Origin of the sequence: Ferrovibrio sp. (assembly GCF_029255545.1) — a bacterium.
In the GTDB taxonomy this organism is placed as follows: Bacteria; Pseudomonadota; Alphaproteobacteria; order Ferrovibrionales; family Ferrovibrionaceae; genus Ferrovibrio.
In genome coordinates this window covers 59,679-85,738 of record NZ_JANLJJ010000094.1, presented here as the reverse complement: position 1 = coordinate 85,738, position 26,060 = coordinate 59,679, and the positions used below count along the sequence as shown (strand labels likewise).

25 protein-coding genes and 1 pseudogene are annotated in these 26,060 nt (G+C 58.3%); 19 read left to right on the top strand and 7 right to left on the bottom strand.

Annotation, left to right across the window (positions count from 1 at the left end):
• Positions 1-146: 146 nt before the first annotated feature.
• On the bottom strand, positions 147-1,193 hold the full coding sequence (dctP, locus tag Q1J79_RS18710; RefSeq protein ID WP_300303417.1) for a TRAP transporter substrate-binding protein DctP: 1,047 nt from the start codon (positions 1,191-1,193) through the stop codon (positions 147-149).
• Positions 1,194-1,312: 119 nt separating this feature from the next.
• On the opposite strand from dctP, the gene Q1J79_RS18705 reads away from it, so the two are divergent.
• From Q1J79_RS18705 to Q1J79_RS18635, 15 genes and pseudogenes are all read left to right on the top strand, one after another.
• On the top strand, positions 1,313-2,137 hold the full coding sequence (locus tag Q1J79_RS18705) for an IclR family transcriptional regulator (protein WP_300303414.1): 825 nt from the start codon (positions 1,313-1,315) through the stop codon (positions 2,135-2,137).
• A gap of 138 nt (positions 2,138-2,275) precedes the next feature.
• The gene (locus tag Q1J79_RS18700) at positions 2,276-3,442 is read left to right on the top strand and encodes an acyl-CoA dehydrogenase family protein (protein WP_300303411.1); all 1,167 of its coding nucleotides are present in this window, start codon (positions 2,276-2,278) and stop codon (positions 3,440-3,442) included.
• Positions 3,443-3,470: 28 nt separating this feature from the next.
• Positions 3,471-4,484 (top strand): annotated as a pseudogene (locus Q1J79_RS18695) (NAD(P)H-dependent flavin oxidoreductase); the annotation flags it as partial.
• Positions 4,481-5,353, top strand: coding sequence for a CoA ester lyase (locus tag Q1J79_RS18690; protein ID WP_300303408.1), 873 nt, complete (start codon positions 4,481-4,483; stop codon positions 5,351-5,353). The pseudogene Q1J79_RS18695 and the gene Q1J79_RS18690, both read left to right, overlap by 4 nt.
• A gap of 4 nt (positions 5,354-5,357) precedes the next feature.
• Entirely contained in the window at positions 5,358-6,629 is a 1,272-nt protein-coding gene (locus Q1J79_RS18685; RefSeq protein WP_300303405.1) for an acetyl-CoA hydrolase/transferase C-terminal domain-containing protein, read from the top strand.
• Positions 6,626-7,864 (top strand): CoA transferase, encoded by a 1,239-nt coding sequence (locus Q1J79_RS18680; RefSeq protein ID WP_300303402.1) that lies wholly within the window; start codon positions 6,626-6,628, stop codon positions 7,862-7,864. Before Q1J79_RS18685 ends, Q1J79_RS18680 begins: the two co-directional genes overlap by 4 nt.
• Positions 7,861-8,625, top strand: coding sequence for an enoyl-CoA hydratase-related protein (locus Q1J79_RS18675; protein WP_300303399.1), 765 nt, complete (start codon positions 7,861-7,863; stop codon positions 8,623-8,625). The genes Q1J79_RS18680 and Q1J79_RS18675 overlap by 4 nt, the downstream gene beginning before the upstream one ends.
• Positions 8,626-8,653: 28 nt before the next feature.
• A complete protein-coding gene (locus tag Q1J79_RS18670) occupies positions 8,654-9,199 on the top strand; it encodes a TRAP transporter small permease subunit (RefSeq protein WP_300303396.1) in 546 nt (181 codons plus the stop codon).
• Positions 9,196-10,485, top strand: coding sequence for a TRAP transporter large permease subunit (locus tag Q1J79_RS18665; RefSeq protein WP_300303393.1), 1,290 nt, complete (start codon positions 9,196-9,198; stop codon positions 10,483-10,485). Before Q1J79_RS18670 ends, Q1J79_RS18665 begins: the two co-directional genes overlap by 4 nt.
• A 7-nt stretch (positions 10,486-10,492) precedes the next feature.
• A complete protein-coding gene (locus Q1J79_RS18660; RefSeq protein ID WP_300303390.1) occupies positions 10,493-11,779 on the top strand; it encodes an MFS transporter in 1,287 nt (428 codons plus the stop codon).
• Positions 11,779-12,495: an NUDIX domain-containing protein gene (locus Q1J79_RS18655; RefSeq protein WP_300303387.1), complete on the top strand. Its 717-nt coding sequence runs from the start codon at positions 11,779-11,781 to the stop codon at positions 12,493-12,495. The genes Q1J79_RS18660 and Q1J79_RS18655 overlap by 1 nt, the downstream gene beginning before the upstream one ends.
• A 123-nt stretch (positions 12,496-12,618) precedes the next feature.
• On the top strand, positions 12,619-13,581 hold the full coding sequence (locus tag Q1J79_RS18650; protein ID WP_300303384.1) for a trypsin-like serine protease: 963 nt from the start codon (positions 12,619-12,621) through the stop codon (positions 13,579-13,581).
• Positions 13,582-13,966: 385 nt separating this feature from the next.
• Positions 13,967-15,520, top strand: a complete 1,554-nt coding sequence (locus tag Q1J79_RS18645) for an OmpA family protein (RefSeq protein ID WP_300303380.1) — start codon at positions 13,967-13,969, stop codon at positions 15,518-15,520.
• Positions 15,521-15,531: 11 nt separating this feature from the next.
• A complete protein-coding gene (locus Q1J79_RS18640) occupies positions 15,532-16,998 on the top strand; it encodes a hypothetical protein (protein WP_300303377.1) in 1,467 nt (488 codons plus the stop codon).
• A gap of 10 nt (positions 16,999-17,008) precedes the next feature.
• Positions 17,009-17,842, top strand: coding sequence for a hypothetical protein (locus Q1J79_RS18635; protein ID WP_300303374.1), 834 nt, complete (start codon positions 17,009-17,011; stop codon positions 17,840-17,842).
• A 354-nt stretch (positions 17,843-18,196) separates the two neighbouring features.
• Here the strand turns inward: Q1J79_RS18635 and Q1J79_RS18630 are convergent, their stop codons facing one another.
• The 4 genes from Q1J79_RS18630 to Q1J79_RS18615 form a co-directional block, all read right to left on the bottom strand.
• Positions 18,197-18,544, bottom strand: a complete 348-nt coding sequence (locus Q1J79_RS18630) for a transcriptional regulator (RefSeq protein WP_300303372.1) — start codon at positions 18,542-18,544, stop codon at positions 18,197-18,199.
• Between the two features lie 23 nt (positions 18,545-18,567).
• Positions 18,568-18,903 (bottom strand): type II toxin-antitoxin system RelE/ParE family toxin, encoded by a 336-nt coding sequence (locus Q1J79_RS18625; protein ID WP_300303370.1) that lies wholly within the window; start codon positions 18,901-18,903, stop codon positions 18,568-18,570.
• Between the two features lie 710 nt (positions 18,904-19,613).
• Positions 19,614-19,829, bottom strand: coding sequence for a hypothetical protein (locus Q1J79_RS18620; protein ID WP_300303367.1), 216 nt, complete (start codon positions 19,827-19,829; stop codon positions 19,614-19,616).
• Positions 19,830-20,113: 284 nt separating this feature from the next.
• Entirely contained in the window at positions 20,114-21,838 is a 1,725-nt protein-coding gene (locus tag Q1J79_RS18615; RefSeq protein ID WP_300303364.1) for a PAS domain-containing sensor histidine kinase, read from the bottom strand.
• Between the two features lie 441 nt (positions 21,839-22,279).
• Here Q1J79_RS18615 and Q1J79_RS21125 point away from each other — a divergent pair, with 441 nt between their 5' ends.
• The 4 genes from Q1J79_RS21125 (at position 22,280) to Q1J79_RS18600 (ending at position 24,706) form a co-directional block, all read left to right on the top strand.
• Entirely contained in the window at positions 22,280-22,426 is a 147-nt protein-coding gene (locus Q1J79_RS21125) for an integrase core domain-containing protein (protein WP_367183025.1), read from the top strand.
• Between the two features lie 244 nt (positions 22,427-22,670).
• Positions 22,671-23,261, top strand: coding sequence for a TetR/AcrR family transcriptional regulator (locus Q1J79_RS18610; protein WP_300303361.1), 591 nt, complete (start codon positions 22,671-22,673; stop codon positions 23,259-23,261).
• Positions 23,262-23,471: 210 nt separating this feature from the next.
• On the top strand, positions 23,472-23,780 hold the full coding sequence (locus Q1J79_RS18605; protein WP_300303358.1) for a nitroreductase family protein: 309 nt from the start codon (positions 23,472-23,474) through the stop codon (positions 23,778-23,780).
• Positions 23,777-24,706 carry an EamA family transporter gene (locus Q1J79_RS18600; RefSeq protein WP_300303355.1) on the top strand — a complete coding sequence of 310 codons (930 nt, stop codon included), beginning with the start codon at positions 23,777-23,779 and terminating at the stop codon, positions 24,704-24,706. The genes Q1J79_RS18605 and Q1J79_RS18600 overlap by 4 nt, the downstream gene beginning before the upstream one ends.
• 415 nt (positions 24,707-25,121) lie before the next feature.
• On the opposite strand, the gene Q1J79_RS18595 is transcribed toward Q1J79_RS18600, so the two are convergent.
• Entirely contained in the window at positions 25,122-25,526 is a 405-nt protein-coding gene (locus tag Q1J79_RS18595; protein WP_300303352.1) for an SgcJ/EcaC family oxidoreductase, read from the bottom strand.
• A 194-nt stretch (positions 25,527-25,720) separates the two neighbouring features.
• Positions 25,721-26,026, bottom strand: coding sequence for a hypothetical protein (locus tag Q1J79_RS18590; RefSeq protein ID WP_300303349.1), 306 nt, complete (start codon positions 26,024-26,026; stop codon positions 25,721-25,723).
• Between the last annotated feature and the right edge of the window lie 34 nt (positions 26,027-26,060).

The window sequence follows — 26,060 nt, the reverse complement described above, 5'->3', positions numbered from 1 at the left end:
AATGCGAGTGTGCGGTAAGGCTATTCAAGGTCTGGAGTCGAATAGTTGAATCTGCTTGTTCGAGCGGGCGCCGAGGCAATCTCGGTGAATGAAAAAGCCCTGGCAGAGTTGCCAGGGCTTTCGTCAGATGTTTGGGCCCTGTCGGTTCAGGGCTTGGCCGTGGCAAGGGCGGCACGGAATTCCTTCAGCACCTGGCTGCCCGGCTTGCCGCGCTTGTCGAGACCGTCGGCCCATTCGTTCGCGACTTCACTGGAGATCGCGTCGAAAGGCTTACGCTCCTCCGGCGTCAGCGTGTGGTATTTGACGCCGGCGGCCGCCAACCTGTCCTGCACCGCGCCGATATTGGTATCGATCACCTTGCAGATGTTGAAGGTCACGGTTTCGCCGACCTCGGTCATCACCATCTGCACGTCCTTCGGCATTTTCTTCCACACCGCGTCGCTGACCACATAGGCGGCCACGAAGCTGCCGAAATTGCCGCCCTTGGTGCCGAATTTCGTGAAGCTCTGTAGGTCGTAGGACATCACGCTTTCATTCGGGAAGATCAGCCCGTCCAGCGTGCCGCGCGACAGCGATTCACGCGCCTCCGGCGCCGCCATGCGCACCGGGATCGCCCCGATCTTGCGCGCAAAGATGTCCATGGCACCGCCGGTGCTGCGCAGCTTCAGGCCCTTGACGTCGTCCGGCGTCCGCACCTGCTTGCTGGTGGTGTAGAACTGGTAGGGTTCCAGCACGATGGCGAACAGCGGCCGCACCTTGTTGGCGCCGAATTCATGCTTGGTCATCGTCTCGCCCTTGGCGAGTTTCCAGTAGGCATGCGTGCCTTCGCAGGCGGTGGTGAAAGCGCCGGGCAACTGCGCGACGCTGGACAGCGGCATCTTGTCGGAGACATACGACATGCCGACATAGCCGATATCGGCCACGCCGGTCTGGGTCAGGTTGAGCAGATCCGCCGCCTTGCCGAGCTGCTGGGCCGGGAAATATTCGAATTTGACACGGCCGTTGGTCTTCTTGGTCACCCCTTCCATCCAGGGAATGGTGGCGGTGGCGGGAATGAAATGGCCGGCCGGAAATGAATCGGCGACGCGCAGGTTGATCGTCTTGCCATCCTGCGCGGTGGCGGTGCCGGCGAGCAGGGCAGGGCCGGCGACCGTGACGGCAGCTGCGACCAGCATGGGTATGAATTTCGGCATGTTTCCTCCGGTTATCCGCTTCTGAATCGGTTGTGTTTGGCCTTTGCCTTGCGGCATATTCGGCGTCGTCGCTCAGAAAGTAGTATCTACGTTCCGATATTGGAATTATATTCGAAAATATGAACAACACAACTCCCAATTCTGATGGCGAGCCGCGCCCGGAGGGCCCGCGCTCTCCGCTGCGCGTGATGCAGGCGCTCGAGGAACTGGCCGGCAGCAAGGACGGGCTGACCCTGACCCGGCTGAGCGAAAAGCTGCAGACGCCGAAAACCAGCCTGCTCAACCTGCTGCGGTCGCTCGAGGCCGGCAGCTATGTCACCCAGGTCAACGGGCATTACCAGCTGGGGGCGAATGCGCTGCGGCTCGGCGCAATGATCGGCACGCGGCTGACCCCGGAATCCTCGCTGTCGGCCAGCTTGCATCCGCTGCTGGCCGAGATGATGGAGCAGGGCGGCGAAACCACGCTGCTCGGCGTAATGGGCGACGACCGCCGACACGGCGTCTATGTCGACATCATCGAAAGCCGCGGCGCGATCCGCTTCAGTTCGCTGATCGGCACGCGGCGGCCGCTGTTTTGCTCGGCTTTCGGCAAGACCCTGCTGGCGTTTCAGCCGGCAGAACAGATCGATGCTTACCTGCGCGACACCGACCTCGTGTTGCCGAATGGCGGCCGGCGCCTGCATCCCGAAGAGGTGCGCGGCAGCCTGGCTGCGATCCGCGCCACCGGCGTCAGCGCATCCTACGAGGAAATCGTCGAAGGTGCGGGCGGTGTGTCGTCACCGGTTTACGACCGCAACGGCACCGTCGTCGCGGTGTTCGCCATCGCCGCACCGATTGCCAGGCTGAAAGCGCGGCACGACCGGCTCGCCGCGCTGGTGCATGCTTTCGGCGAACGGGCCTCCCGCCTGCTCGGCTTCACCGGACCCTATCCCGGCAGCGTTTAAGTCGCGCCGACTCCAGGCCTGTCACCCTTTTTCCGATCCGTGACGTATTCGGCTTGACAGGTGCGCCGTCGCTTCTCTACGTTGTTCCGATATAAGTATTCAGTTCCTATATAGGAACAAAACAATGGGAGAAACGCCATGCCCGGCAGCCTGACCGCTGACCAGCAGACTATTCGTGACGCCATTTTGCGGGTCTGTGCCGAATTCGGCGACGATTACTGGCTGGCGCGCGACCGTGACGGCGAATTCCCCGAAGCCTTCAAGCAGGCGATGGTCGATGGCGGCTGGCTTGGCCTGACCATGCCGACGGAATACGGCGGTGCCGGGCTGGGTATCACCGAAGGCGCCGTGATGATGCAGGCGATTGCCGAATCCGGTGCCGGCATGAGCGGCGCCTCGGCGATCCACCTGAATGTCTTCGCGCCGAAAGTGATCGCGAAATTCGGCACCGACGAGCAGAAGCAGCGCATGCTGCCGCCGATCATCCGCGGCGAAATCATGGCGTCCTTTGCCGTCACCGAGCCCGATGCCGGCCTCGACACCACCAATATCAAGACCAAGGCCGTGCTGCAGGGCGACCGCTACATCGTAAATGGACGCAAGGTCTGGACCACGCTGGCGCAGCGCGCCACCAAGCTATTCCTGCTCACCCGCACCACGCCGCGCGAACAGTGCAAGCGGCCCACCGATGGCATCACGCTGTTCTACACCGATCTCGACCGCAGCCGCTGCGAGGCGCGCGAAATCGAGAAAATGGGCCGCAAATGCATCGATTCGAACCAGTTCTTCATCGATAACCTCGAGATCCCGGTCGGAGACCGCATCGGCGAGGAAGGCCGCGGTTTCGAATACATCCTGATGGGCCTCAATCCGGAGCGGATCCTGCTGGCAGCGGAAGCGATCGGGCTAGGCCGCGTCGCGCTGCAGCGCGCCGCGCGCTATGCCAACGAACGCGTCGTCTTCGGCCGGCCGATCGGCCAGAACCAGGCGATCCAGCATCCGCTGGCGCAGAACTGGATGGAACTGGAAGCCGCCAACCTGATGATGCTGCGCGCCGCCGAACTCTACGATTCGAACCAGCCCTGCGGCGCCGAGGCCAATGCGGCGAAATACCTGGCCGCCGAAGCCGGTTTCAAGGCCTGCACCCAGTCGGTCATGACGCATGGCGGCTATGGCTATTCCAAGGAATTCCATGTCGAGCGCTACATGCGCGAGGTGATGATTCCGCGCATCGCGCCGGTCAGCCGCGAAATGATCCTCAGCTTCATCGCCGAGAAAGTGCTCGGCCTGCCGAAATCCTACTGATCCGCCGCATCCGCGCGTACCGGGAGAAGCCATCGTGTCGATTGACTCCGTTCTCAAGAATTCCGTGCTGTGCCGCCGCCTCGGCATCGAATATCCGATCATGCAGGCCGGCATGGGCCAGGTGGCCTATGGCCGTCTCGCCGCTGCCGTCTCCGCCGCCGGCGGCCTCGGCGTGATCGGCGCCGGCTATCTCACTGCCGACGAGCTGCGCCGCGAAATCCGCGTCATCCGCGACACCACCGACAAGCCCTTCGGCGTCGATATCCTGTTCGCCAAGGTCTCGGGCGATGACGATGCTTCGGTGAAATATACCCGCCAGGTGCAGGACCAGATCGCGGTCAGCCTGGAAGAACGCGTGCCGGTGCTGATCTCGGGCCTCGGCAATCCGCTCGCCGTCGTCGAGGATGCCCATGCGCTCGGCATCACGGTGATGAGCGTGGTCGGCAATGTGCGGCAGGCCCGCATGCTGGAATCGCAGGGTGTCGACATGCTGATCGCCTCGGGCGGCGACGGTGGCGGCCATGTCGGCCGCGTCGGCACCGCCGCGCTGGTGCCGGCGGTGGCGGAAGCGGTGAAGATTCCGGTGATCGCCGGCGGCGGCCTGGCCGATGGCCGCGGCCTGCTGGCGGCGCTGGCGCTCGGCGCCGTCGGCGTCTGGATGGGCACGCGCTTCATCGCCAGCGACGAAGCCCGCGCGCATGACAACTACAAGAACGAACTGGTCGCGCGCGACGAGGAGGGCACGGTGATCAGCCGTGCCCATAGCGGCAAGACCGTGCGCATGCTGCGCAACAAGTTCACCAATTACTGGGAGCATAACCAGGACAAGATCCTGCCCTATCCGCGCCAGCTGCAGGAAATCGGCGCGCCGGCGACGATCCTCGGCCGCATCGAGGGCGATATCGAGAATGGCGTGCTGCCGGCGGGCCAGAGTGTCGGCCTGATCCATGCGGTCAAACCGGCCGGCCAGATCGTGCGCGACATCTTCGACGAGGCCTGCGCGGCCTACCGCAGGAATTTCACCCAGGAGTCCGTGGCATGATCCGCAGTCTATTTTTCGCGCCCGCCAACCGGCATGACCTGCTGGCGAAATTCCCGCGCTTCCGGGCCGATTGCTATGCCATCGACCTGGAAGACGGCACGCCGGAAGGTGACAAGGCCTCGGCGCGCGATCGTCTGAACGAGGCCGTCACCATGCTGCGCAGGGAGAAACTGCGCGGCAGCATCTATATCCGCGTCAATGAAGCGGCCTCGCAGCATTACATCCGTGATATCGAAGCCGCGGTGCTCTGCGATATCGACGGGCTGATCATTCCCAAGCTGGAAACGCGCGACCAGCTCTTCCCGGTCGACCATGCGATCACCCAGGCCGAAGCGGCGCAGCCGGGCCGGCGGCGCATCGAGATCATGGCCGGTATCGAATCGATGCGCGGCGTGATCGATGCCGTGCCGCTCTGTGCGGCGCATCCGCGCATCACCTCGGCCTTTTTCGGTGCCGAGGATTTCGCCGCCGATATCGGCGGGCGCCGCACCAAAAGCGGCGAGGAAGTGCTGTATGCCCGTTCGCAGGTGGTGCTGGCGGCCAAGGCGGCGCGCATCATCGCCCTCGACCAGGCCGTGGTGGAAATCCGCGACGACGAGCAGTTCCGCCGCGACGCCGAGAAGGGCCGCGATCTGGGCTATCAGGGCAAGATCTGCGTCGTGCCGCGCCAGGTCGAGCTCAGCAACGAGATCTATGCGCCCACCACCGATGAAGTGGCCCATGCGCGCGAGCTGATCGCGGTTTACGAGGATGCCAAGCGCTGCGGCATCGGCACCATCGACTTCAAGGGCCATATGATCGACGGGCCTTTGCTCAAGCGCGCCGAGGCGGTCGTCGCGATGGCGCAGCAGCTGCAGGCCAGGGGCTGACGCCATGCAGGTGATCGATGCCAAAGCGCTGGATCTGCGCAGCATTATCCGGCGCGGCGACACCATCATGTGGGGCCAGGCCTGCGGCGAGCCGCTGACCCTGACCGAAGCGCTGATCGCCCAGCGCGCCGATCTCGGCGGCGTCACGGCGTTTCTGGGTTCCGGTTTTTCCAGCACGCTGAAGCCCGAACATGCCGACCATATCCGTTTCGTCGGTGTCGGCGCCGCCGGCACGCATCGCCGGCTGACCAAGGCAGGCGTGCTGGATGTCGTGCCCTGCCATGTCTCCAAGTTGGAGGGTTACGTTGCCGATGGCGTGCTGCCCTGCGACGTCGCCTTCATCCAGCTGGCGCCGGCCGATGAGAACGGCCATTACAGCCTCGGCCTGATCAGCGACTATATCCGTGCCGCCGTACGCCGCGCCCGCGTGGTGATCGCCGAGATCAACGCGCAGGTGCCGCAGGTGCCCTGCGCCGAGCCGCTGACCGATGCCGATATCGACATTGCCATCCACACCGACCGGCCGCTGGTCGAACTGGCGCCGGCCGCGATCACCGATCTCGACCGCGCCATCGCCCGATACGCCGAGGCCTTCATCCCGGAGCGCGCCACGCTGCAGGTCGGCATCGGCGCGGTGCCGGAAGCGGTGATGGCCAATCTGCGCAGCCATCGCGATCTCAGCATCCATTCCGGCATGCTGGGCGACAGTGCCGCCGACCTGGTCGAATGCGGCGCGGTGACCAATGTTTACAAGGAAGTCGATCCCGGCGTGATGGTGACCGGTGCACTGATCGGCACGCGCCGGCTCTACGATTTCTGCCATCGCAACAAGGGCGTGCGCATGCATCCGCTGTCGCATACCCACGGCATCGGTACATTGTCGCGCCTGTCGCGCTTCATCTCGCTGAATTCCGCCATCGAAGTCGATCTCAGCGGCCAGGTGAATGCCGAAATCGCCGGCGGCTGGTATCTCGGTGCCGTCGGCGGCCAGGTCGATTACGTACGTGCCGCCGGTGCGTCGCCGGGCGGCCGCTCCATGATCGCGCTGCCCAGCACGGCCCAGGAGGGCAAGGTCACGCGCATCGTCGCCCACCTGTCCGGCCCGGTCACCACCGCGCGCAGCGATTCGGATGTGATCGTCACCGAATATGGTGCCGCCGACCTGCGTGGCAAGTCGCTGCAGCAGCGCGCCCGGGCGATGATCGCCATCGCCCATCCGGATCATCGTGAATCCCTCGATCGCGCCCTGCATGCGGCGCAAAAGGCCGTGGCATGAGTCAATCCGCTGCGAAGAAGCCCGGCCCGCTCGAAGGCATCCGCGTCCTCGACCTCACCTCGGTTCTGATGGGGCCCTACTGCACGCAGATCATGGCCGATCTGGGCGCCGATGTGATCAAGCTGGAAAGCCCCGACGGCGACACCTCGCGCTATGTCGGGCCGAGCCGCACCAAAGGCCGCGCGGGCATGTTCGTCAATCTCAACCGCGGCAAGCGCGGCATCGTGCTCGATCTGCGGCAGGAGAAGGGCCGTGACCTCTGCTTGAAGCTGGCGGCGAAGGCCGATGTGGTGCTGCATTCGATGCGCAAGCCGGCGATCGAAAAGCTGGGCCTTGACTATGCCGCGATTGCGGCAATCAATCCCGGCGTCATCTATGCCAGCCTCTACGGCTACGGCCGCGACGGCCGCTATTCCGGCCGCCCGGCCTATGACGATACGATCCAGGCGGTCAGCGGCCTGGCCATGCTGCAGGCCGAGATCAATTCGGAGCCGCAATATGTCACCACCGTGGTCGGCGACAAGGTTTCCGCGCTGAGCGCCGCCTATGCCATCATGGCGGCGCTGTTCCACCGCCAGCGCGGTGGCGGCGGCCAGGAAATCGAAGTGCCGATGTTCGAGATCATGGCCTCCTTCCTGCTGATCGAGCATATCGCCGGCGCGATCTACGACCCGCCGATGGGGCCACCGGTCTACACCCGTGCCGTCACCCCGTTCCGCCGCCCCTACAAGACGCAGGACGGTTATGTGTCGGTGCTGGTCTATAACGACAAGCAGTGGCGCCGCTTCACCGAACTGGCGCAGCGGCCGGATCTCGCCGCCGACGAACGCTTCCGCAGCCAGGCCGACCGCAGCGCCAACATGGCCGATTTCTGCACCATCGTGGCGGAAATCCTGGCGCAGCGCAGCTCGGCGGAATGGCTCGAGCTGCTCGACAAGGCGGAAATCCCCTGCGCCAGGCTGAACAGCACGGCCGACCTCTACAGCGATCCGCATCTGGCCGATGTCGGCTTCTTCCGGACGCTGGACGACCCGCGCGACGGCAAGCTGCGCATGCCCAGCCATCCGGTGCGCTTCTCGGCCACGCCGGCGGGCTACAGCCGGGCGGCGCCCATGCTGGGCGAGCATACCGAGGAAGTGCTGCGCGAAATCGGGCTGGGCGCGACCGAACTCGACGAACTGGAAGCGGGCGGCGCGATCCGGCGCTGGCATGACAACGAAGAGGCGCAGCGATGAGCCAGGATATCCTCTACGAGAGCCGCGGTGCGGTGGTCGTCATCACCATCAACCGGCCCGAGCAGCGCAATGCGATCAGCAGCGGCGTGCGCAACGGACTGCGTGCGGCTTTCGAGCGATTCGAGGCCGACGAAGCCGCCCAGGTGGCGATCCTGACCGGCAGCGGCGACAAGGCCTTCTGCGCCGGCATGGATCTGAAAGAGGCTGCCGATACCATGCTGGGCGTGCCGCCGCGCGACTTCCTGCCGGTCATCGGCGACAGCGTCAATGTCACCAAGCCGGTGATCGCTGCCGTCAACGGCGTGGCCTACGCCGGCGGCTGGCTGCTGGTGCAGATGTGCGATCTCTGCGTGGCGGCCGAACATGCCACCTTCGCCATCACCGAAGGCAAGGTCGGGCGCGGCATGCCCTGGGCTGCGCCGCTCGGTCATATCATCCCGCAGCGCGTGATGATGGAACTGCTGCTGACCGGTGATCCGATCGATGCCCGCCGCGGCTACGAGATCGGCTTCGTCAACAAGGTGGTGCCGGCCGGCGAATTGATGTCAGCTGCAATGGCCATGGCGGAGAAGATCGCCGCCAATGCGCCATTGACGGTGCGCGCCGCGCGCGAGCTGGTGTATCTTTCGACCGAAATGGGGCGCTCGGCGGCCTTGCGCGCCGGCCACCACCTGTTTGATCGTGTCTATCGCAGCGAGGACGCGCAGGAAGGCCCGCGGGCCTTCAAGGAAAAGCGCAAGCCGCAATGGCGTGGCCGGTAACGGCCGATAAGGGGGAGGCGAAGCGGACATGCTGATACTGGACAGATTGACGGCGGCTGTCGAAAAGGCATTCCTGTATCTGACCGGCCTCGGACTGATGTTCATCATGCTGGTGATCGTCGTCGATGTGGTCATGCGCTATCTCTTCTCGGCGCCGCTCAGCTGGTCCTACGACCTGATCGGCATGTATCTCGTCACGCTGGTTTTCTTCCTTGCGCTGGCCGACACCTTCCGGCGCGGCGGCCATATCAAGGTCGATCTGTTCGAGAGTCTGCGTGGCACGCGCCTGTTCGCAATCGGCGAAATTCTCGGCTACTGCACCGCCCTGGTTTTTTTTGCGCTGATCCTCAAGCAGATGCTCGAGAGCGGTGTCGAGGGCATGCAGGCCGGCGACGTGGTCGACGGCGCGATCCCCTGGCCGACCTGGCCGCCCTACCTGATCGCGGCGCTGGGTATCGCCCTGCTGATGATCCGCATCACGCTGAATGTGATCCGCCGCATCGCCGCGCTCGCCTCCGGTCGGGTGTATGAGCAGGAAGGCGGCAACCAGCATCATGTGGAGCATGTGGAATGATCGTCGCGGCTGGACTGATCGTCATGCTGCTGCTGCTGCTGTTCGGCATGCCGGTGGCATTCGCCCTGGGCGTCGCAGGTATTGTCGGCCTCTATCTGAAGGGCGGCCTCGACATGGTGCTCGGCGTCCTGAATACGGCGCCGATCTCGGGTACATCCTCGTATGAACTGATCACCGTGCCGATGTTCATGCTGATGGCGGAATTCATCATCGTCAGCCGCATCGCCGAAGAGCTGTTCGACAGCGCCAAGGTCTGGCTCGGGCGCACGCCGGCCGGCCTGGCGATCTCCACCGCGCTGGCCGGCGCCGGCTTCGGTGCGATCTCCGGCTCGTCCACCGCCTCGGCAGCCACGCTGTCGGGGACCAGCATCCCGGCGATGATCCGGCACAAATACGACCCGCGCCTGGCTTCCGGCGTGGTGGCGATTTCCGGCACGCTGGCGATGCTGATTCCGCCGTCCATCGCCATCGTGCTGTACGGTCTGATCGCCCAGGTCAGCATCAGCAAGCTGCTGATCGCCGGCATCATCCCCGGCCTGCTGGTGACGCTGGTGATTATCCTGACCGTGCTGGTGCTGGCCGCGATCAATCCCTTACATGCGCCGGCGGGATCCAGCTATACGATACGCCAGAAGCTGGCCTCGTTGCGCGTGGTCGGGCCGATGATTGCGTTGATCATGCTGGTCACCGGCTGCATCTATCTCGGCATCGCCACGCCCACCGAGGCGGCCAGCCTGGGCGCCTTCGGCGCCATGGTGATCGCGATGATCCGGCGGCGACTGAGCTGGGCGGAGCTGTGGCAGGCGCTGTTCAGCGCCTCGCGCACCACCTGCATGATCATCCTGATCATCATCTGCGCGCAGGTCTTCGGCTACTATTTCACCCTGACCGGCTTCACGCAGAGCCTGGTCGGCTTTGTCGGCGAACTGGATGTGTCGCGCTGGGTGATCTTCCTGCTCATCATCCTGATCTATCTGGCGCTCGGCTGCATCATGGACCAGATCGCCATCCTGTTCCTGACCGTGCCGGTGGTGCTGCCGGTCATCACGGCGCTGGGCTTCGATCCGATCTGGTTCGGCATCATCATCATCATCACGGCGGAAGTCGGCCTGGTGACGCCACCCGTGGGTCTGAATGTTTTCGTCGTCTCGGCCTATTCCAAGATCCCGGTCAAGGACATCTTCATCGGCGTCACGCCGCATGTGATTGCGCATATGCTGGTCATCCTGCTGCTGGCGATGTTCCCGGCGCTGGTGACCTGGCTGCCGTCAACCGTGCTGCAATAGGCGGATCGTGAGCGAAAGCGGGGTAGGCGGAGCAGGGCGGGAGAACCGCCGTCTGGCCCTGCTCGCGCTGATCGCGGCTTTCGGCTTCATCTTCATATCGCGCGGCATTGCCGACAGCTGGATGGTGTTCCTGTTGCCGGTCGAGCAGGATTTCGGCGCCACCCGCCAGCAGACCGCCGGCGTCTATTCGACCTACATGCTGACCACCGGCGTCAGTGCGCCGCTGGCGGGCCTGATCCTGCGCCAGTTCGGTGCGCGGGTGAACTATGCGCTTGGTGTGCTGCTGATCGGCTGCGCCCTGTTCCTCGCCGCCCGCAGCACCGCGATGGTCGAATTCTATCTGTATATCGGGATTCTCGCGAGCATGGGCATTTCCGCGATCGGCATCGTGCCCGCTTCGGCGCTGATCGGCCGCTGGTATCGCCATCGCATGTCGGTGGCGATGGGCGTGGCCTATTCCGGCCTCGGCATGGGGTCGCTGCTCGTGGTACCGCTGGCGCAGTGGTGGATCGAATGGCAGGGCTGGCGCAGCACCTACATGGCGATGGGATGGTGCGTCGCCGTTCTGCTGGTCGTGACCATGGCGCTGCCCTGGCATCGTCTGGCCGGCGCGGCTTCGCTGCCCGGGCAGCCGTCCGGCCGCGGCGGCGATCCGGCCGGCGGGGGCCTGACGCTGCGCCAGGCGCTGCGCCGGCCGGAATTCCTCGGGCTGGCGCTGTCTTTCACCTTCACCGGCTTCAGCATGTATATGGTCATCGTCCAGGTGGTGCCGTTTCTGGTCGAAAGCGGCTATGCGCCGCTGAAGGCCGCGACCGCCTTCGGCTTGGCTGGCATGCTGTCGGTCGGCGGCGTCATTTCCACCGGCTGGCTGTCGCACCGCTTCGGCCTGCGCCCGATTGCGCTGCTCAGTTTCGCCTGCACCTTCCTCGGCATCTTCTGCCTGCTGAGCCTCAGCTATTTCCGGTTCGAATGGCTGCTCGCCTGCTTCGTCGGCATCTTCGGCATCGCCCAGGGCGCGCCCGGGCCGATCGTCGCCACGCTGTCGAACCGGCTGTTCACCGGCGCATCGGCGCCGGCGATCTACGGCGTGATCTATGCCTGCAGCAATATCGGTGCCGGCATCGGCGCCTGGGGTGCCGGCTACCTGCATGATGCCAGCGCCAGCTACCGGCCGGCGCTGCTGGTGGCAGCCGCCGGCATCGTCGTCGCCGCCCTGCCATTCCTCCTGCAGCATGCCTTTCGCGCGCCGGTCGCGATCCGGCCTGCCAGCCCGTCCAACCCGGAGATGTCCTGATGACCGCCGCACCTGCCGCCCCCGTCACGCCGCGCCTTGCCGCCTCGCTGATCCTGCTGCGTGATGCGGCCGCCGGCCCGGAAGTGCTGATGGTCGAGCGCACCGGATCGGCCAGTTATGCTGCCGGCAAGTTCGTGTTTCCCGGCGGCACCGTCGATGCCGCCGATGCCGCGCTTTCGGGGCCCGAGGCCGCGCTACGCATCGCCGCCATCCGCGAAACCTACGAGGAATGCGGTCTGCTGCTGGCCGAGCCTGCACCGGTCCGGTCCGGTCCGGACCAGGATTTCGCAACGCTGGTGCAGCGCACGGGCTGCGCGCTTGCCACGCAAAGCCTGGTGCCGTTTGCGCACTGGATCACGCCGCCGCATCTGCCCAAGCGTTTCGACACGCATTTCTTCCTGGCGCCGGCGCCGGCGGACCAGACGGCAACGGCCGACCTGCGCGAAGTGGTGTCGGCGGCCTGGCTGCCGCCCCAGGCGGTGGTCGCGGCCGCCGAGGCCGCCGAGCTCAATCTGATGTTCGCCACCTATATGAATCTGCGCTGGCTGGCGCGTCACGACAGCGTGGCGTCCGCACTGGCGGCGGCGCAAGTGCGGCCGATCGTGACGGTGATCCCGGAACCGGCCGACAGCCCGCAGGGCCGGGTATTCCGGATACCGGAAGCCGCCGCTTACGGCGAGACCGACGTGCTGGAACACCGCTTCCGCCGCAGCTGATGGCTGTCGGCGTTACATACAATACTAGAAGCTGCCTTTGAGAAGCTGTCGCGCAAGATTAACCCCCGGGTTCTGCTTCAAAAGCCAGATTCGAGCTTAGAGCGCGAATTCTTGAATGACTTGATGGTGCGTGCCGGTTTGCTGGCTATGGCCGATGGCAAGTTTCTGATGCGGCCAGCCGATAAGGCCAAGGCTGAACAGTATCGTTTCGAGGCCACAACGCCTTATGGCTCAGACTTTGGCCTGCCGCTTGATATCGCCAAAGAGCTGTCGATTAACGATCATGTCGTACCGATGATTATGCACCATAAATGTATAGGCGAATCGGGCGGCATGAATGATGGCTGCATCACTATCTCAGATCTGCCAGCTCAACGCTTTGGCCTGGTCGTTCCAGTCTTTGTGTCTGGCAAAATGGTCTGTACGGGCACTTACATTGCTAAAGATCGCATCATCACAGCCAAGCACTGCCTACTTGATGGCAACGGCCGACGCGTCGACAAGTCGCTTGTTGCAATCAGGCGGCCTAAAGAAACAGCAGTCTCGACCATTCGCGACTATGCAGCGGCTGAGCCCAATAGCAGTGATCCAAGCGTGGTGGCTGTCAATCTTGATATCGCAGTGCTCATGGTCGACCAGATTGAGGCGAACAGCCTTGATATGCCAGTGCTCTCAACGCCTAATGCCAAAGGGCGCCAGCGGTTCGCCTTGGCAGGTTACGGCGCCAATACGGCGGTCAAAGACACGCCGAAAGAGGCGTTACTTGGGGTTTCAGAGACTGAACCGCCGCAGAATGGTGGTCTGTTTAAATTTATCTATGACGAGACCCTGAGCCAGGGCAGTAGTGGCAGTTGCTGGCGGGACAGCGGCGGGCCGGTGATTTTGATGCCGATCAATGACAATGAGCCGATGCGACTGGTCGGTCTGCTACATTACCTAAAATCAAACAAAGACGAAGACCCCAATGACCCATTGGCACTTTGCCGATCGTCTGAGTTTGTCGCGGTCAACTTTATCGATACCAGAGTGCGGCGCCATCTATGCCGCATCATCAATACACAGGCGGAGTTCTGCCAGGGCTTATAGGGCGGAGTACAGTGGGGTTGGCAGGTCCAATGCCGAAAATCTCCTGGTAGGGACCTGCCGGCGAAAATCTATCAAGGCCCGCTTGTCTCCTTGTTCGGATCGAAAATGACAAATCTACTGAATAATATTCTACTGAATTGCCTTAGACGAAAGGTCACTCCCTGAGAGTTTCAAGGCGGCGCACGATCTTCAGCATGCAAGCAGTGTCGAATACATATGTATTCAAAGACGCCCCGCATGCAAGGCTGCATACGATTGCAATCTATCTGCCACCCCGTGAACCATGGTGTGCGCTTGAAATTGCACCGCACGTCAGCGTGGCCGTATAGTTTCCCTCGGCAGGTACATGTGATGGCGTTCAAAAATGGCGTCACGAGGGGGAATAATGAAGCCGGTTTCAAGAATCGCGACAACATGCGTTGCGGCGACAGCTCTTAGCCTGGCCGGATGCGCGAGCCGAAATGGTGCAGTGTCAGAGGCGCCAGAATGCAGTGTCGGCGAACCTGCCTATATTGTTGGAGCCACGATTCTTGGCGCGCTCGCTGGTGCCATGCTTGCTGGGAAGAACAATCGCGGCCAGGGGGCTGTTATTGGTGCGGCGGCTGGCGGTGCCATCGGCGCGACGGCTAGCCATTTCATCAAGCAGCGCTGTCAAAAGATCGAAGAGGCGAAAAAGCGCCTTTATGGGGTCGATTTGGCAGCGAAAGAGATTGAGGTCAAGTCGGCTGGGATTGACTGGAGAACGCAGCCCGATCAGACGACATCTGACAAGAAGATCGATGAGGGCATCGCAACGATCATTCACTCAAAGTCAATGTTTGACGTCGGCAGCGCCGAGATGAGTCGAGCGACAGAGAATGATATGCGCACAATCGCCGGCGCCTATGCCGGCACAAATAACAAAGTCCTAATCGTCGGCCATACCGACAATTCTGGCGGTGCTGAGCAGAACCTGGCGCTTTCAGAGCGACGCGCCAAGGCCGTTGCCAATGTCTTCGCTAATGCGGGCATTCCGCGGAGCAATATCTACTATAAAGGCGCCGGTGAGACGCGGCCGATTGGCGACAATACGACGGAAGAGGGCCGGGCGCTGAATCGGCGTGTCGAAGTCGTCGAGCTCCAGACTGAAAGCGGCGTCATAGCCTACGAGGCGAAGCAAGACGCTAATATCAATTACATGCAGCGCGCAGCAAAGAGTCAAATCGCACGTACGACTGTCACTGTGGCGCCTCTGCCATCGCCGACCGCGGCAAATGTTAAGTCGGCACCATCATCGCAGCCACAGCACCAAAAGCCCGCCGAAGCCAACGTCGAATACGCCGTTGCGTTGAAGCCAGGCACTGGCATTGACTTTGGGGGGCAGCCTGTCAATGGCAAGGGTGTCGCGGTGGCCTCAGCGGTTGGCGATAGAGCCAGATCGAGTTCAACCTTTAGTTTTGTCAGTCGCGCGTTCGCATCAAGCGAGACGGCATATACAGAAACCTCCTGTCTGTCAGACCCGAACCAAAAAGTAGGAATCATGCGCTCGCTTGCCACGGGCGAAGAGGTCTCGCGGCGCACGAGTGCGTATATGCCAGGCCTCTACGGCACGTCATGGACACAGAATTTGAATGGCCATTTGGCCGGTCTTTCTGGCGTCAAAGTTTTGCGTGATGGAGCCAGAGTTGAAGAGCCACCGCAAATGATCGTTTTCAAGGATTACAAGCCAGGTGACCAGGTGCCGACCATCAAGACACCGGCAAATGCGCGCGGCTTTGAGGGAGAGTCTGGAATTCTGTATCGCGTCTTCATGGCAGAAGACGCCTGGCCAGTCCGATGTATGGACCTAGTATTTGATACAAGCGCACCCGGCAAGACCAAGTTTGGCCGCCTTTACTACGATAAGGGCGGCATTGTGCATGTGGCCGATTTTGCTCCAACAATTCCAAGTGACAAGTAACGAGGCACACCATGGATGAAATCTACGATTTCCTGAGCGCTTATCGGGCGATCATCGGCGCCATTTTACTGACAATGGCGTTTATTCTGTCCCTCAAAGTCTGGTGGGAAGAGGTCTGCCTTTTTGTGAAAAGCGCTTGGTATAGTTTGCCGATTATCGGCAAGGCAGCGAGACTTTCACGCAAGACGCGGCGGGCTGATAAGGGCTGGTTCCAGTCTGAAATCGAGCTATGCACGGATTTTTACAAGAATTATCGAGAAGTCCGCTCGCATCCACAAGCTTATAGAAAATCAGCCAGCTATCTCTCGAAGGTCAACGAGATCGGCCGATCGCCGCTGAGCACGGGCGGCTGGATTGCGATTAGCGTTCTCGTCTTTATTGAGGCACTTGGATTTTCGTATGTCCTAGCTGGCTGGACTATCCCAGGTGCATCTGAGGCGACACAGATGGCTGGCGCCTTCGGCATATCCATAGTCATTTCAATTTTGCTTGTCATGCTCACCCATTTCACAGGGCATGAGTTGTATGTCAGGGGAATGGTAAGTGCGGTTCGCTCGCAATGGGCGGCCCATAGGAATGCGAAGAACATCACTTCGCGCGCAATCCGCATTGATAATAACAATGAAGACGATAACGAACCTCATTATGTGCAAACCGGTAATCGCCTCAATGTGCGCGCCGATATGCGTGTTAGGCCGCCAATTGTTACCATTCTGACCATTATTATGGTCGTTCTTGTTGCCGCTGGCGCGGCCTATGTTCGGCAACAAAAGCTCGAACAGATGCTTATCGAAGAGACGACGTTGAGCCCAACGAGCGGCCCGTCATTTGGCTTTCCATCTCTCAATAAAGCTCCCGACGTTTTTTCCAGCCCTCAAAAAGCAGCTGAGCATAAGGCTGCCGAAGAGGTTGCGACGACAAAGCGCAAAGGTGGTCTGGTCACTTTTGGCGTTCTCGCCGTTCTATTTGTGTTTATTCAGATCGTCGGCGTCTTGCTCGGCTTTAAAACTGGCTTTGCCGGAAAAGAGTCCAAGAAGGCATGGCGCATTAGCCACAACTTCACAACCGAGGACGAATACATCGACTACCATCGTGCCAAGATGGATGTGGTCGCGAATGTTGCTCAAGGCCATCTTTCTAGGCTGCAGGCGAGAATGGACGATCGTATAGTTGCTACCGGCATCGAGGGCGATGCCATGAAGATGGCCGGTCAAGCCGAGGATCGCAACTTCAATAGCTTTGTAGTTATGAAAGAGAAGGATGATTCGCGGCGCCATACATCATCTGTGGAAGAGGTGCCTGCTGCCCAAGCCAAGACCTTGCCAGTTGATACGACGGATGAAAGGCGTTCTGAGACGCGGGAAGAAATGGAGGCCCGGATCCGGGCCGAACTCTTACAGGAGCATGCACAACGCGAAGAGACAGAAGATGAGATGCGCGCTCGTTTGCGTCGTGAGTTGTCAGTACGACCAACATAACGAGGCCTTTATGTGTGCTATAGCGCTTATCTTTCGAGTAGCAGTTATCTGTATTTTATCTTTGTCAGCTGCCTATGCGGCAACAGTAGAGGTTCCTAGCTGCTACACCATCGTCGAAGCAGGACAGGCTGCGTCGAAGGCGAAGCGTGAACTTGTCGTCGTCGTTGATCAGACGGCAAAGTTCGACGCGGGACTGCAGGAAACAGCCAATAAAAAGATTCAGAAATTCATAAAGCCTGGCGATCGCGTAGTTCTCGTGAGCTTCTCAGCCTTTGTGAAAGAGCGGTATAGTGAGGTCGTTCTAGAAGCGATTTTAGATCAGGACATTCCTGAAAATAAGAAATTTACGACAGGAAAAGTTGCATTGGCGAAAATGGCAAAATGTCTGCAAGAGCAGGAATCTGCCACGCGGAATCTTGTTGCCGGCCATCTGAAAAAGATCTTCGACGAGTCGTCGACCAATCTGCCAAACACGGAGATCCTAGGCACGCTAACTATGCTCTCACGCGAGTTCCTTTCCACCAAGAAAGCGGAGCGCCAATACCTCTTTATACTCTCTGATATGCTGGAGAACTCAGCCACAACGAGCTTTTACGCGAATAACAAAGTGCGGAGGATCGAGCCGGACAAGGAGATCGATAAAGCGCGTTTAGCCAACATGATTGGTCAGTTAAATGGCGTTGAAGTGTACATCCACGGCGCTGGATATACGGACGATGGGAAGTACAAATCCTCGGTCGAGATGAAGGCGATTGAAGATTTTTGGGGTAAGTGGATTCGGGCAAGTGGCGGGGTATTGCGTGGTTATGGCGCGCCGTCACTCTTTCCAGAAATAGGGCAGTAAGCAGTTTCCAACGCCAATGACGGGCGAAGTGAGATGCCAAAGGCTACGGGGGTTAGGGGCAACGCTGGGAAATCTATCTACCAGGATCAAATGTGAGTTTTCTACTGAGTGAGAATCTACTGAGACGGCATTTTGACGATGTGACTGTCTCGAATACGATCGCGTAGGCTATCGAAATAGTTATGGTCGATAGGTGTGGTTTGAGCAGAATTGGCGCCGGCCAGAAGACAGGCTCGCAAGTTTATCTGGCATTGTGTTGGTTTGGTCGATTGATCCGTCGTCATGCGGCTTTCGCGCTGAAAATTAATATCTAGATGACCCGCCATAGAGGTCATTTGAGGGTTTAAGGCGCTGTTATCGATTGGGCCGTTTCGGGCGGCTGCGTGATGGCTGTGAATGCACGACGAGCCTGGCATTTTCATTCGAGAGGAGTGGGGACAAAAGGCAAAAGAAGTTCTCGATGGTTGGATTGCCTTTTGGGCCTAGCATTCTCATTAAGCTTTTTTCTGGCGTCTTTGTAAGCACAGAAAGCTTCTTATATCCCGCAGTTGCATTCACATAATCTGCAAGAAGCTGTTTCGCGACATCGAGTTCATTATCCTGCAGTGCAGAAATCGCCTCTTGTAGAAGGCCAAGGCGGAATTCGGGATCTTTCTTCGCCCGAGCCGCAACAGTCTCTTGAAAGTCCTTAGTCAAAGCCATAGTCGGCCTCCACGCGATAGCTTTTATTTTCTGCGCTTGTAGTCTTGCCAATTGGCTTTGGCGACGTTGATATCGTCACTCTGCCTTCGCTTGTCTCCGCCGCCAAGTAGGATAATCAGCGTGCCGTTCTCGTCTTCACCGAAGTAAATCCGATAGCCAGGGCCATAATCGATACGACGTTCAAGTACGCCGCTGCCGACGGACTTGACCTCTGACCGGTTACCTACTTCGAGGCGCACAAGCGCGGCGCGGATTTTAATAGCCGCGGCCGCCGGCAATCGGTCGAACCAGCGGCTGAAGGGAGAGCGACTTGCCGAATCGAGATATTCGAGAATCTTTGTCGGCTTCGACGCTTTCATGTTGATGATAGTAACTTATATGTTACTAATGTCAAGTGCTCTAAGGGTGATCTCGCATAACAGCTGTGGCTAATGATGTCGCGGGTCAGTTGCGTGACCCAAGGTCCGCAGACGGCGTCATCGGGCGTAGACGCAAGAGGCGTTGCACAAATATCAAGTTGCATCTGGTTTGAGCGTGGCGGGCCATCTCAATGCATCGATTGCTAAGTCGCTCAAGTGTGCGGTGATGGCCTAGAAAACGGCTCTGAGGTGCAAGCAGGGAAAATCTACTGAGAGTTTTTGGTAATATATTTCGTGACTATAGGCTTGAGTCAACAATCGCGAAGGCGCCCCGCATCGTTCTAGGGCGGCGGCGCTATCGGCGGAAAATTAGTACGCAGCATGAAGTCTGGTATACTTATAAAAGTAGCCGACTCCTATGCGATCGCGATGGGGTTTGGTTCTTAAACATATTTTGTGAGTTAGGTATCTTCAGCCGTCAGGGCGGGATGATAGAGAATCATTTGTTGTATCAACGCGGCACAGTGATTAGGGAAGCAATCCAGGCTCAAAGCGACAGTACTGTTGGTCAGCCAGATGTCTATGAAAAGCTCGGCTGGCTTGCGTCGTATTGGAATCGAGAAGTAGGGCAGGGCATGGCTAAATTTATTCAGCCAATGCTGCCTGGGTCAGATTGGCGGGTGATGAACTTCGCCAGAGACCTTTGCCGTTCAGGGCCGGTTTCTCACCGAAGACAGACGGATCGGACGGATGAGAAGCAATGGCCTGGTGGGAACCACTTCTGGGCTGTTCGGGATGCTGACCTCCCTGATCGATACTCGCAATTCATCAACTGAGACTCGATTGACATCGAAGCTGGCTTCGTCGGCCGTGTGACTTAAGTTAGTTAACATGGCTGCGTAGTCTTCGATTTTGTCGATGATCATGTGGATCGTCAGACCTTAGCTCTGGGCTTTGAGATTGATGCGCATGGTCTGGAGATGAGAACGGACGGGCTGATGGTATTGCTGGTGCTGACGCCATAAAAGGTTAAACGAAGTGTGAATGCACGGATTTTATGCCGGGGCATCCAGCCTTTCGCGTCATCTGCACCGGATCGCAAGCGCACTGATGGCGCTACCTGCAGCTCAGGAGGTGATCCGATAGATGGTAGCGACCAGGGCCGCCCTGCGGACCACTGATATCGCCGGTTGGCGTCTGGAAGAAGCGGCTATGACGAGGGCAGGAATATCTCAACAATTGTGCCACCCTCCACCCTATTCCTGATCCGCATGCGCCCATTCTGTCGTTCAACCAGAACCCGGCTGATTGGAAGGCCAAGCCCCGCCCCCGCATTGGCCTGCTTTCGGTATGCCTCATCCTGGGACGGCATCGATGTATCGGAAAATGCCCTCTTAGTCGCCATTCCGATGCCCGTATCCTCGACCGTGATTTTTACGCGGTCATCAATCCGCTCGGCCGAGAGCCAGACGTAGCCGTCTTTCCTGTTGAACTTCACCGCATTGATCAAGAGGTTTATCAGAACCTGGGTCAGGGCCTGCCTGTCTGCTTGAACCTGAAGGCCGGACTCGGCGAGTACCAGAGATACACCATTAGGTTTCGCCTGCGGCGCAACCATTTCAATCGCCATATGGCCGATTTCGTCCAGCGAAACGCTGGTGATCTCAAATTCGAAGCGACCGCTTTCAACTCTCGAAAGATCGAGGATATCATTCACGATTTTCAGAAGATGCGTTCCTGACTCATAAATGTGCTTTGCGTATTCTTGCTGCCTGTCATTCATTGGCCCGATGTAACCGCCGCTCATCATCTCGGCAAAGCCAATAATCGCATTCAATGGTGTTCTGAGTTCATGGCTCATGTTGGCCAGAAAAACGCTTTTTGCCTTGTTTGCCGATTCCGCGGCAACATATTGCCGCGAAAGCTCAGCCTCAGTTTCCTTCAATTCAGTGATATCGATTCCACAGGATACCACCCCCTCGATTCCGCCGCGTTCGTTCCTCAAGGGTATCTTTCTTGCGAGGATCATCATGGCCTTTCCATCAGGCAGAACCCAATGCTGCTCGGTCGCAACGGTATTCCCGCTTTCGATGACTTGTCGATCAATATCCTCGACAAATGGCCTTCGCCCGCCGGCCGTGAGTTCTTCCCAAGTCTGCCCGATGGGATTGCCGTAATACGGTGCGAGGAGATTCCGCATCTCCCGGTTAACCACCCGGTAGCGGAGATCGCGGTCTTTATGACTGATAATTGCCGGTATTATATCCAGAATGGCTTCCAAGAAGGCCTTCGTGCTTCGCTCCTCATACCTCGCGGTGCGCTCCCGATGCCTGGCGTTATCAAATTCCATGAGCACAAAACCCATGCCCGTGAGAAGGTTCGCGGATGTGAATGCAAAAAGCAGGGTCGTGTAGTTATCCGGCGTGCCCGGCAGAAGATAATACAGCAGGGTCAGACATATACGGATGACCAGCAAAATACCTATAACAACATACAGGGCCGACTGCCGCTTGATGAATAACAGTGCGGCTGCATATGCCACAAGGATGCTCTGAAGATACGGCGATATCTGGCTTGGTCGCGCGATCATCCATTCGATCAGAATGACAGAAACACTGATCGCCGCGGTTCCAAGGATTGCGAAGGCAAGATCATCTCGGAGTCCGACAAGCGATCGGACACCGAACACCATGGCTACCGCAAAAGCCTGCACTCCAATCGTGTAAGCACAAAATATCGGGAGGACCTTAAGATCGGAGGGCATGTTTCCGAAACTTGCGAGCGCAAACGGAACGATGATCGCGATGTGGCTGGCACTCCAATACAGAAGATGCCTTCCGCCCCTCACCTTCAAGTAGGCGAACAGGCATGCGATGGCGACGATGGCTGGCGCTGCCGTAACGATGGTCGCTGCACCCGGAGTCAGATAATTCAAAGGTAGCCTCGCGCAGTGGTCCGAAAATATTGCTATCGGCACTGATGTTCTTTCAATAAGAACATCAATGTCCTTACGCCAATCTTATCGCGCACAAAAAATCGGAAACGTTTGAAAAACCTTCACGCGCTCAATCTGGGCACAACCTCTATTTGGTACGAAGTACTCTAGCGTGAAGATGCACAATCTTCAGTATTGATGCACCATAGGGAACCAAATGTGTTGATCGATGGTTGCTGTTTCCGCATCCTGCTGTTTCAGCCGAGAATACCTAGGCTTGGAGGCCGATACCTCGCTGTTCGGCCCACGGGCCGTCCGCGAACTGGATCGGATCTCCAGCCGCTGGGGCTTCCGCTGCTGGTGGTCAGCCACAACGGTAGCGAACTGACCTCCAACGCCATCCCCCGCAGGCAGCAGGAGCGCGGCGTCGAATGACATTACATCGCTCCGGGCAAGCCTATGCGGAATGGCTTTGTCTTGAGCTTCAGTGGCTGCCTGGGTGGCGAGCTGCTCAACGATACTTTGTTTAGGTCCCTGGCCCGGGCTAGGGACCTGCTAGGGCATGGCAGTGCGACTACAACATCGTAAGGCCGCACTCCGCACTCCGCGACCTGCCGCCGGAGACTTATGCTAAACTCAGCGCCGTCGCTATGCGACGGGGTCGGGCGCTTGAGCCGTCGGCGGGGTTTGCGCCCAACTCCGCAGCCTAACCGGCCCAGATCGGCTCAACATGATGACAGGACTTGAATTAATCCTTGGATGAGGCATCGGGTTTAAGCCGGTCGAATTCAACATGATTGACAATTAATACGGACGCCCGCATTTTGCTGCTATGGGACGCAAGTCACTTCGAGAAGAAATTTTAGAGGCAGGACTTCGCGTCATGCTACGAAAGGGATACTCCGGCTCCAGCGTCCGCGACGTGGTAGCGGAAGCGGACGTATCCCAGGGCTCGTTCACGAATCATTTCCGGTCAAAGGAAGTGTTCAGCCGTGACGTTCTGGATCGATATTTCGAGCATGTGCGAGACCTTGTTTCCTTGGCGCTTGACGACGAGAGCCTGACGCCGCGCCAGCGTTTGCAGCGTTACCTTGACATTATTACTGCGCGGCTCAAAGCCGACAGCTTCGAGCGCGGATGCTTGATTGGCGATTTTAGCCTTGAGGCAGCCCCGGTCAGCGAGATGCTGCGCGTTCGACTGTCGGAGATCTTCCTTGAATGGCGGGGCCGTTTCGCGGACTGCATTCGGGAGGCGCAGTTGATTGGCGAAATTGACACGGCATTTGCACCGGAAGAACTCGCCGATTTCATGCTTGCATCTTGGGAAGGCGCAATTCTCCGCATGAAAGTGGAGCGGAGTGCAGCACCGCTCGAACGCTTTAAGAAAATCGCCTTCGCCACAATATTCAGGCAATTTGCGTGAGTCGGCAGAATATGCGCGAACTCTCTAATGATGCCATGATTAGCGTCGCGCGCTCGGCGCTGTGTAAATAAACTTACTGATGCGCCAATTTGATTACTGGCCGTAAATCTCAAACGCTTGGCACATGATCCGTGTGCGAAATCATGCGGGACTGCTTATGAGCAGCCGACTTCCGCAGATAGGCTCCGCGACTTCGTTGATACCGGCTTTATGTCGGCTGATACAGCGACGCAATGGATTAACGGGGCGGATGCGCTTTATTCACATGATCCTCGAATGCAGCGAGATGAAGCTGTTCGCTCCGCGACATTCGGCGCTGCAACGTTAATGTTTGCAGCAGCGGCTTATGGCCTATCAACAGGAGCAATGATTGGATTTGATCCAGATGCAGTCGCACAAGGATTCGGCCTCAGCGGAAATGAGATTCCTGTGCTGCTCATGACTGTCGGTAGACCAGCATCTGGAAATTGGCCGCAAAAGCCTCGACGACCGCTCGATCAAGTCCTGGAGTTTGTATGAAAATCGATTCCTCAAGAACTGGTGGTTTGTCAGTACCACAAACATCGCCGGTGCATGCGCTCGACGTTTTGTCGACCGCCGCTGCGCCAGCTATATGGGGGAGCACATACATCGTCACCACTGAGTTTATGCCAGCCGGGATACCTCTGACAGTTGCCATGCTAAGAGCGTTGCCCGCGGGAATTTTATTACTTGTCATCGTCAGAACATTGCCTCGTGGTGTTTGGTTGTGGCGCAGTTTTCTGCTTGGAGCATTTAACTTTTCGATCTTCTGGTGGCTATTGTTCGTCTCGGCGTACCGCTTGCCAGGTGGAGTCGCAGCGACAGTAGGTGCGATTCAGCCGTTAATAGTGATTGGTCTTGCCCGGCTGGTTCTTGGCAGGGCAATACAATCTGCAGCTATTGCGTCGGCTGTTGCAGGGGTTGTGGGTGTAGCACTTCTGGTCTTGACCCCGGCAGCAAAGCTGGATGCGATCGGGATCGCAGCCGGTCTTGGGGGCGCAATGTCGATGGCCTGTGGAACAGTTCTTAGCAGGAAATGGCAGCCGCCAGTATCGGCGCTCACATTTACCGCATGGCAGTTGACGGCCGGAGGAGTACTGCTTCTGCCCGTAGCCCTATCGCTAGAGCCGGTTCCATCTAACCTGACTGCGAATAATGCACTAGGTATTGTATGGCTAGGTCTGGTCGGCGCCGCGGGAACTTACTTTCTTTGGCTTCGTGGGATAAGACGTCTGGAGCCGACTATGGTATCTTTTCTTCTCTTTTTGAGTCCTTTGACGGCTGTAACGCTAGGCTGGATTTTACTTGATCAGACACTCACACTTTCTCAAATCGCAGGTGTCGCTTTGATAGTCGGTGGCATCTGGTTTGGCCAACAAACGCAGAAGATTAGCGTTGCTAAAGCTCGTGCGTCTATGTCCTGAAGTGCTGCCTCAGGTCATTTCTGACGGGTTCAGCGCAGAACCCATATCAATTACATTGAGTGATGCTTTGAATCTGGAGGCGTATGCTACCAATCTGAGCGACGATTTAGATTTCGTAGCCGTGTGATGACAAAAAAATCTAAATGCGGCGGGATTAACCCGACGGTGCATTCTTTGCTTCTGACTTTCGGTATTTGGATTTCAAAAACGCCAAGCTGGTCAATTGCAGAATACAATAAGGCGCGTGCATCATCCGCTAATCCTGGTGATCAAGATAAACCCAATATAAAATTTTAATCCGCAATCTGGTCGATCAGAAAAGTATCATATGCTTTATTATGTGAATGATGTCGTTTTACTTGAGCGCCAGATTGATATGGTAGAATGCCCGTTCAATGACGCGACAATGTCATAGTTACCTATTCGACGGCGTGATAGGTGTTAGAAGATTTGCATCTCTGGCTAACCGCCATTTACCGCTTTCCCGCCGCAGAACGGAAAGGGTATAGCCCGCACGTTTCATTGAATGGGTTCCTCCAGGCGAAGTCACTGCAATTGAGAGTTTCGTCCAAACAAAAGCGAGATCACCAGAAACCTGGATTTCCTGAATCTCCGAATCGGCCTCGAATGTGGGGCGATGGCACTTCGTTTGGGTTTGGGATAGAGCCGCAAATTCCCGTTTCCGCATCGGCAATTGACCGGGAACGAGAAAAACGACATCGTCGGTCATGAGATCGAGTATTGTATCAATATCTCCTGCCTTGGTGGCGGATAGCCACGTTCGGACAAGCGTGCGAATCTGATCTTCATCGTTCGGCATGTTATGTGTTTCTCTTAATATTGTTGGCATGTACTAGGCGGATTGAGTCTATCGGCTCGGAGACATTTCAAATTCCATATCAGTTTTGGCCAACGTTGAATTACTATATCTACCGACTTTCATTGACGCTTGGGTAGTCTGCCTCGAGCACCCTTCAGTAAGTCTTGGCAATACGACTCGGCGCCAGCCCGGACTCATAACTGTGACTGAATCTGGCTGAAATTGAAGTGATTACCAATATTTCCTGCGCTCAGAGACGTCATTAGCTGCCCTGAATTATCCTCAACAAAATATTTTGACTGTTGAGAATTCATCAATGCATTCAATAGTCGCATATCAAGAACAGGGGAAGTATTGGGTTGTCCGCTATTAGCTTGCGCCAACATTTGCTGAAACGAATTGACGGTCTCATCCCCTTTGGCATTTGGCGTGGCTTTGGCAATCGGTGACGAGCTTATAAAGGTTCCCATTGGCGTAAATGAAATACGCGAATTTGGCATGGCATTTCCTTCTTCGAATTGATTGCGGTCGGTA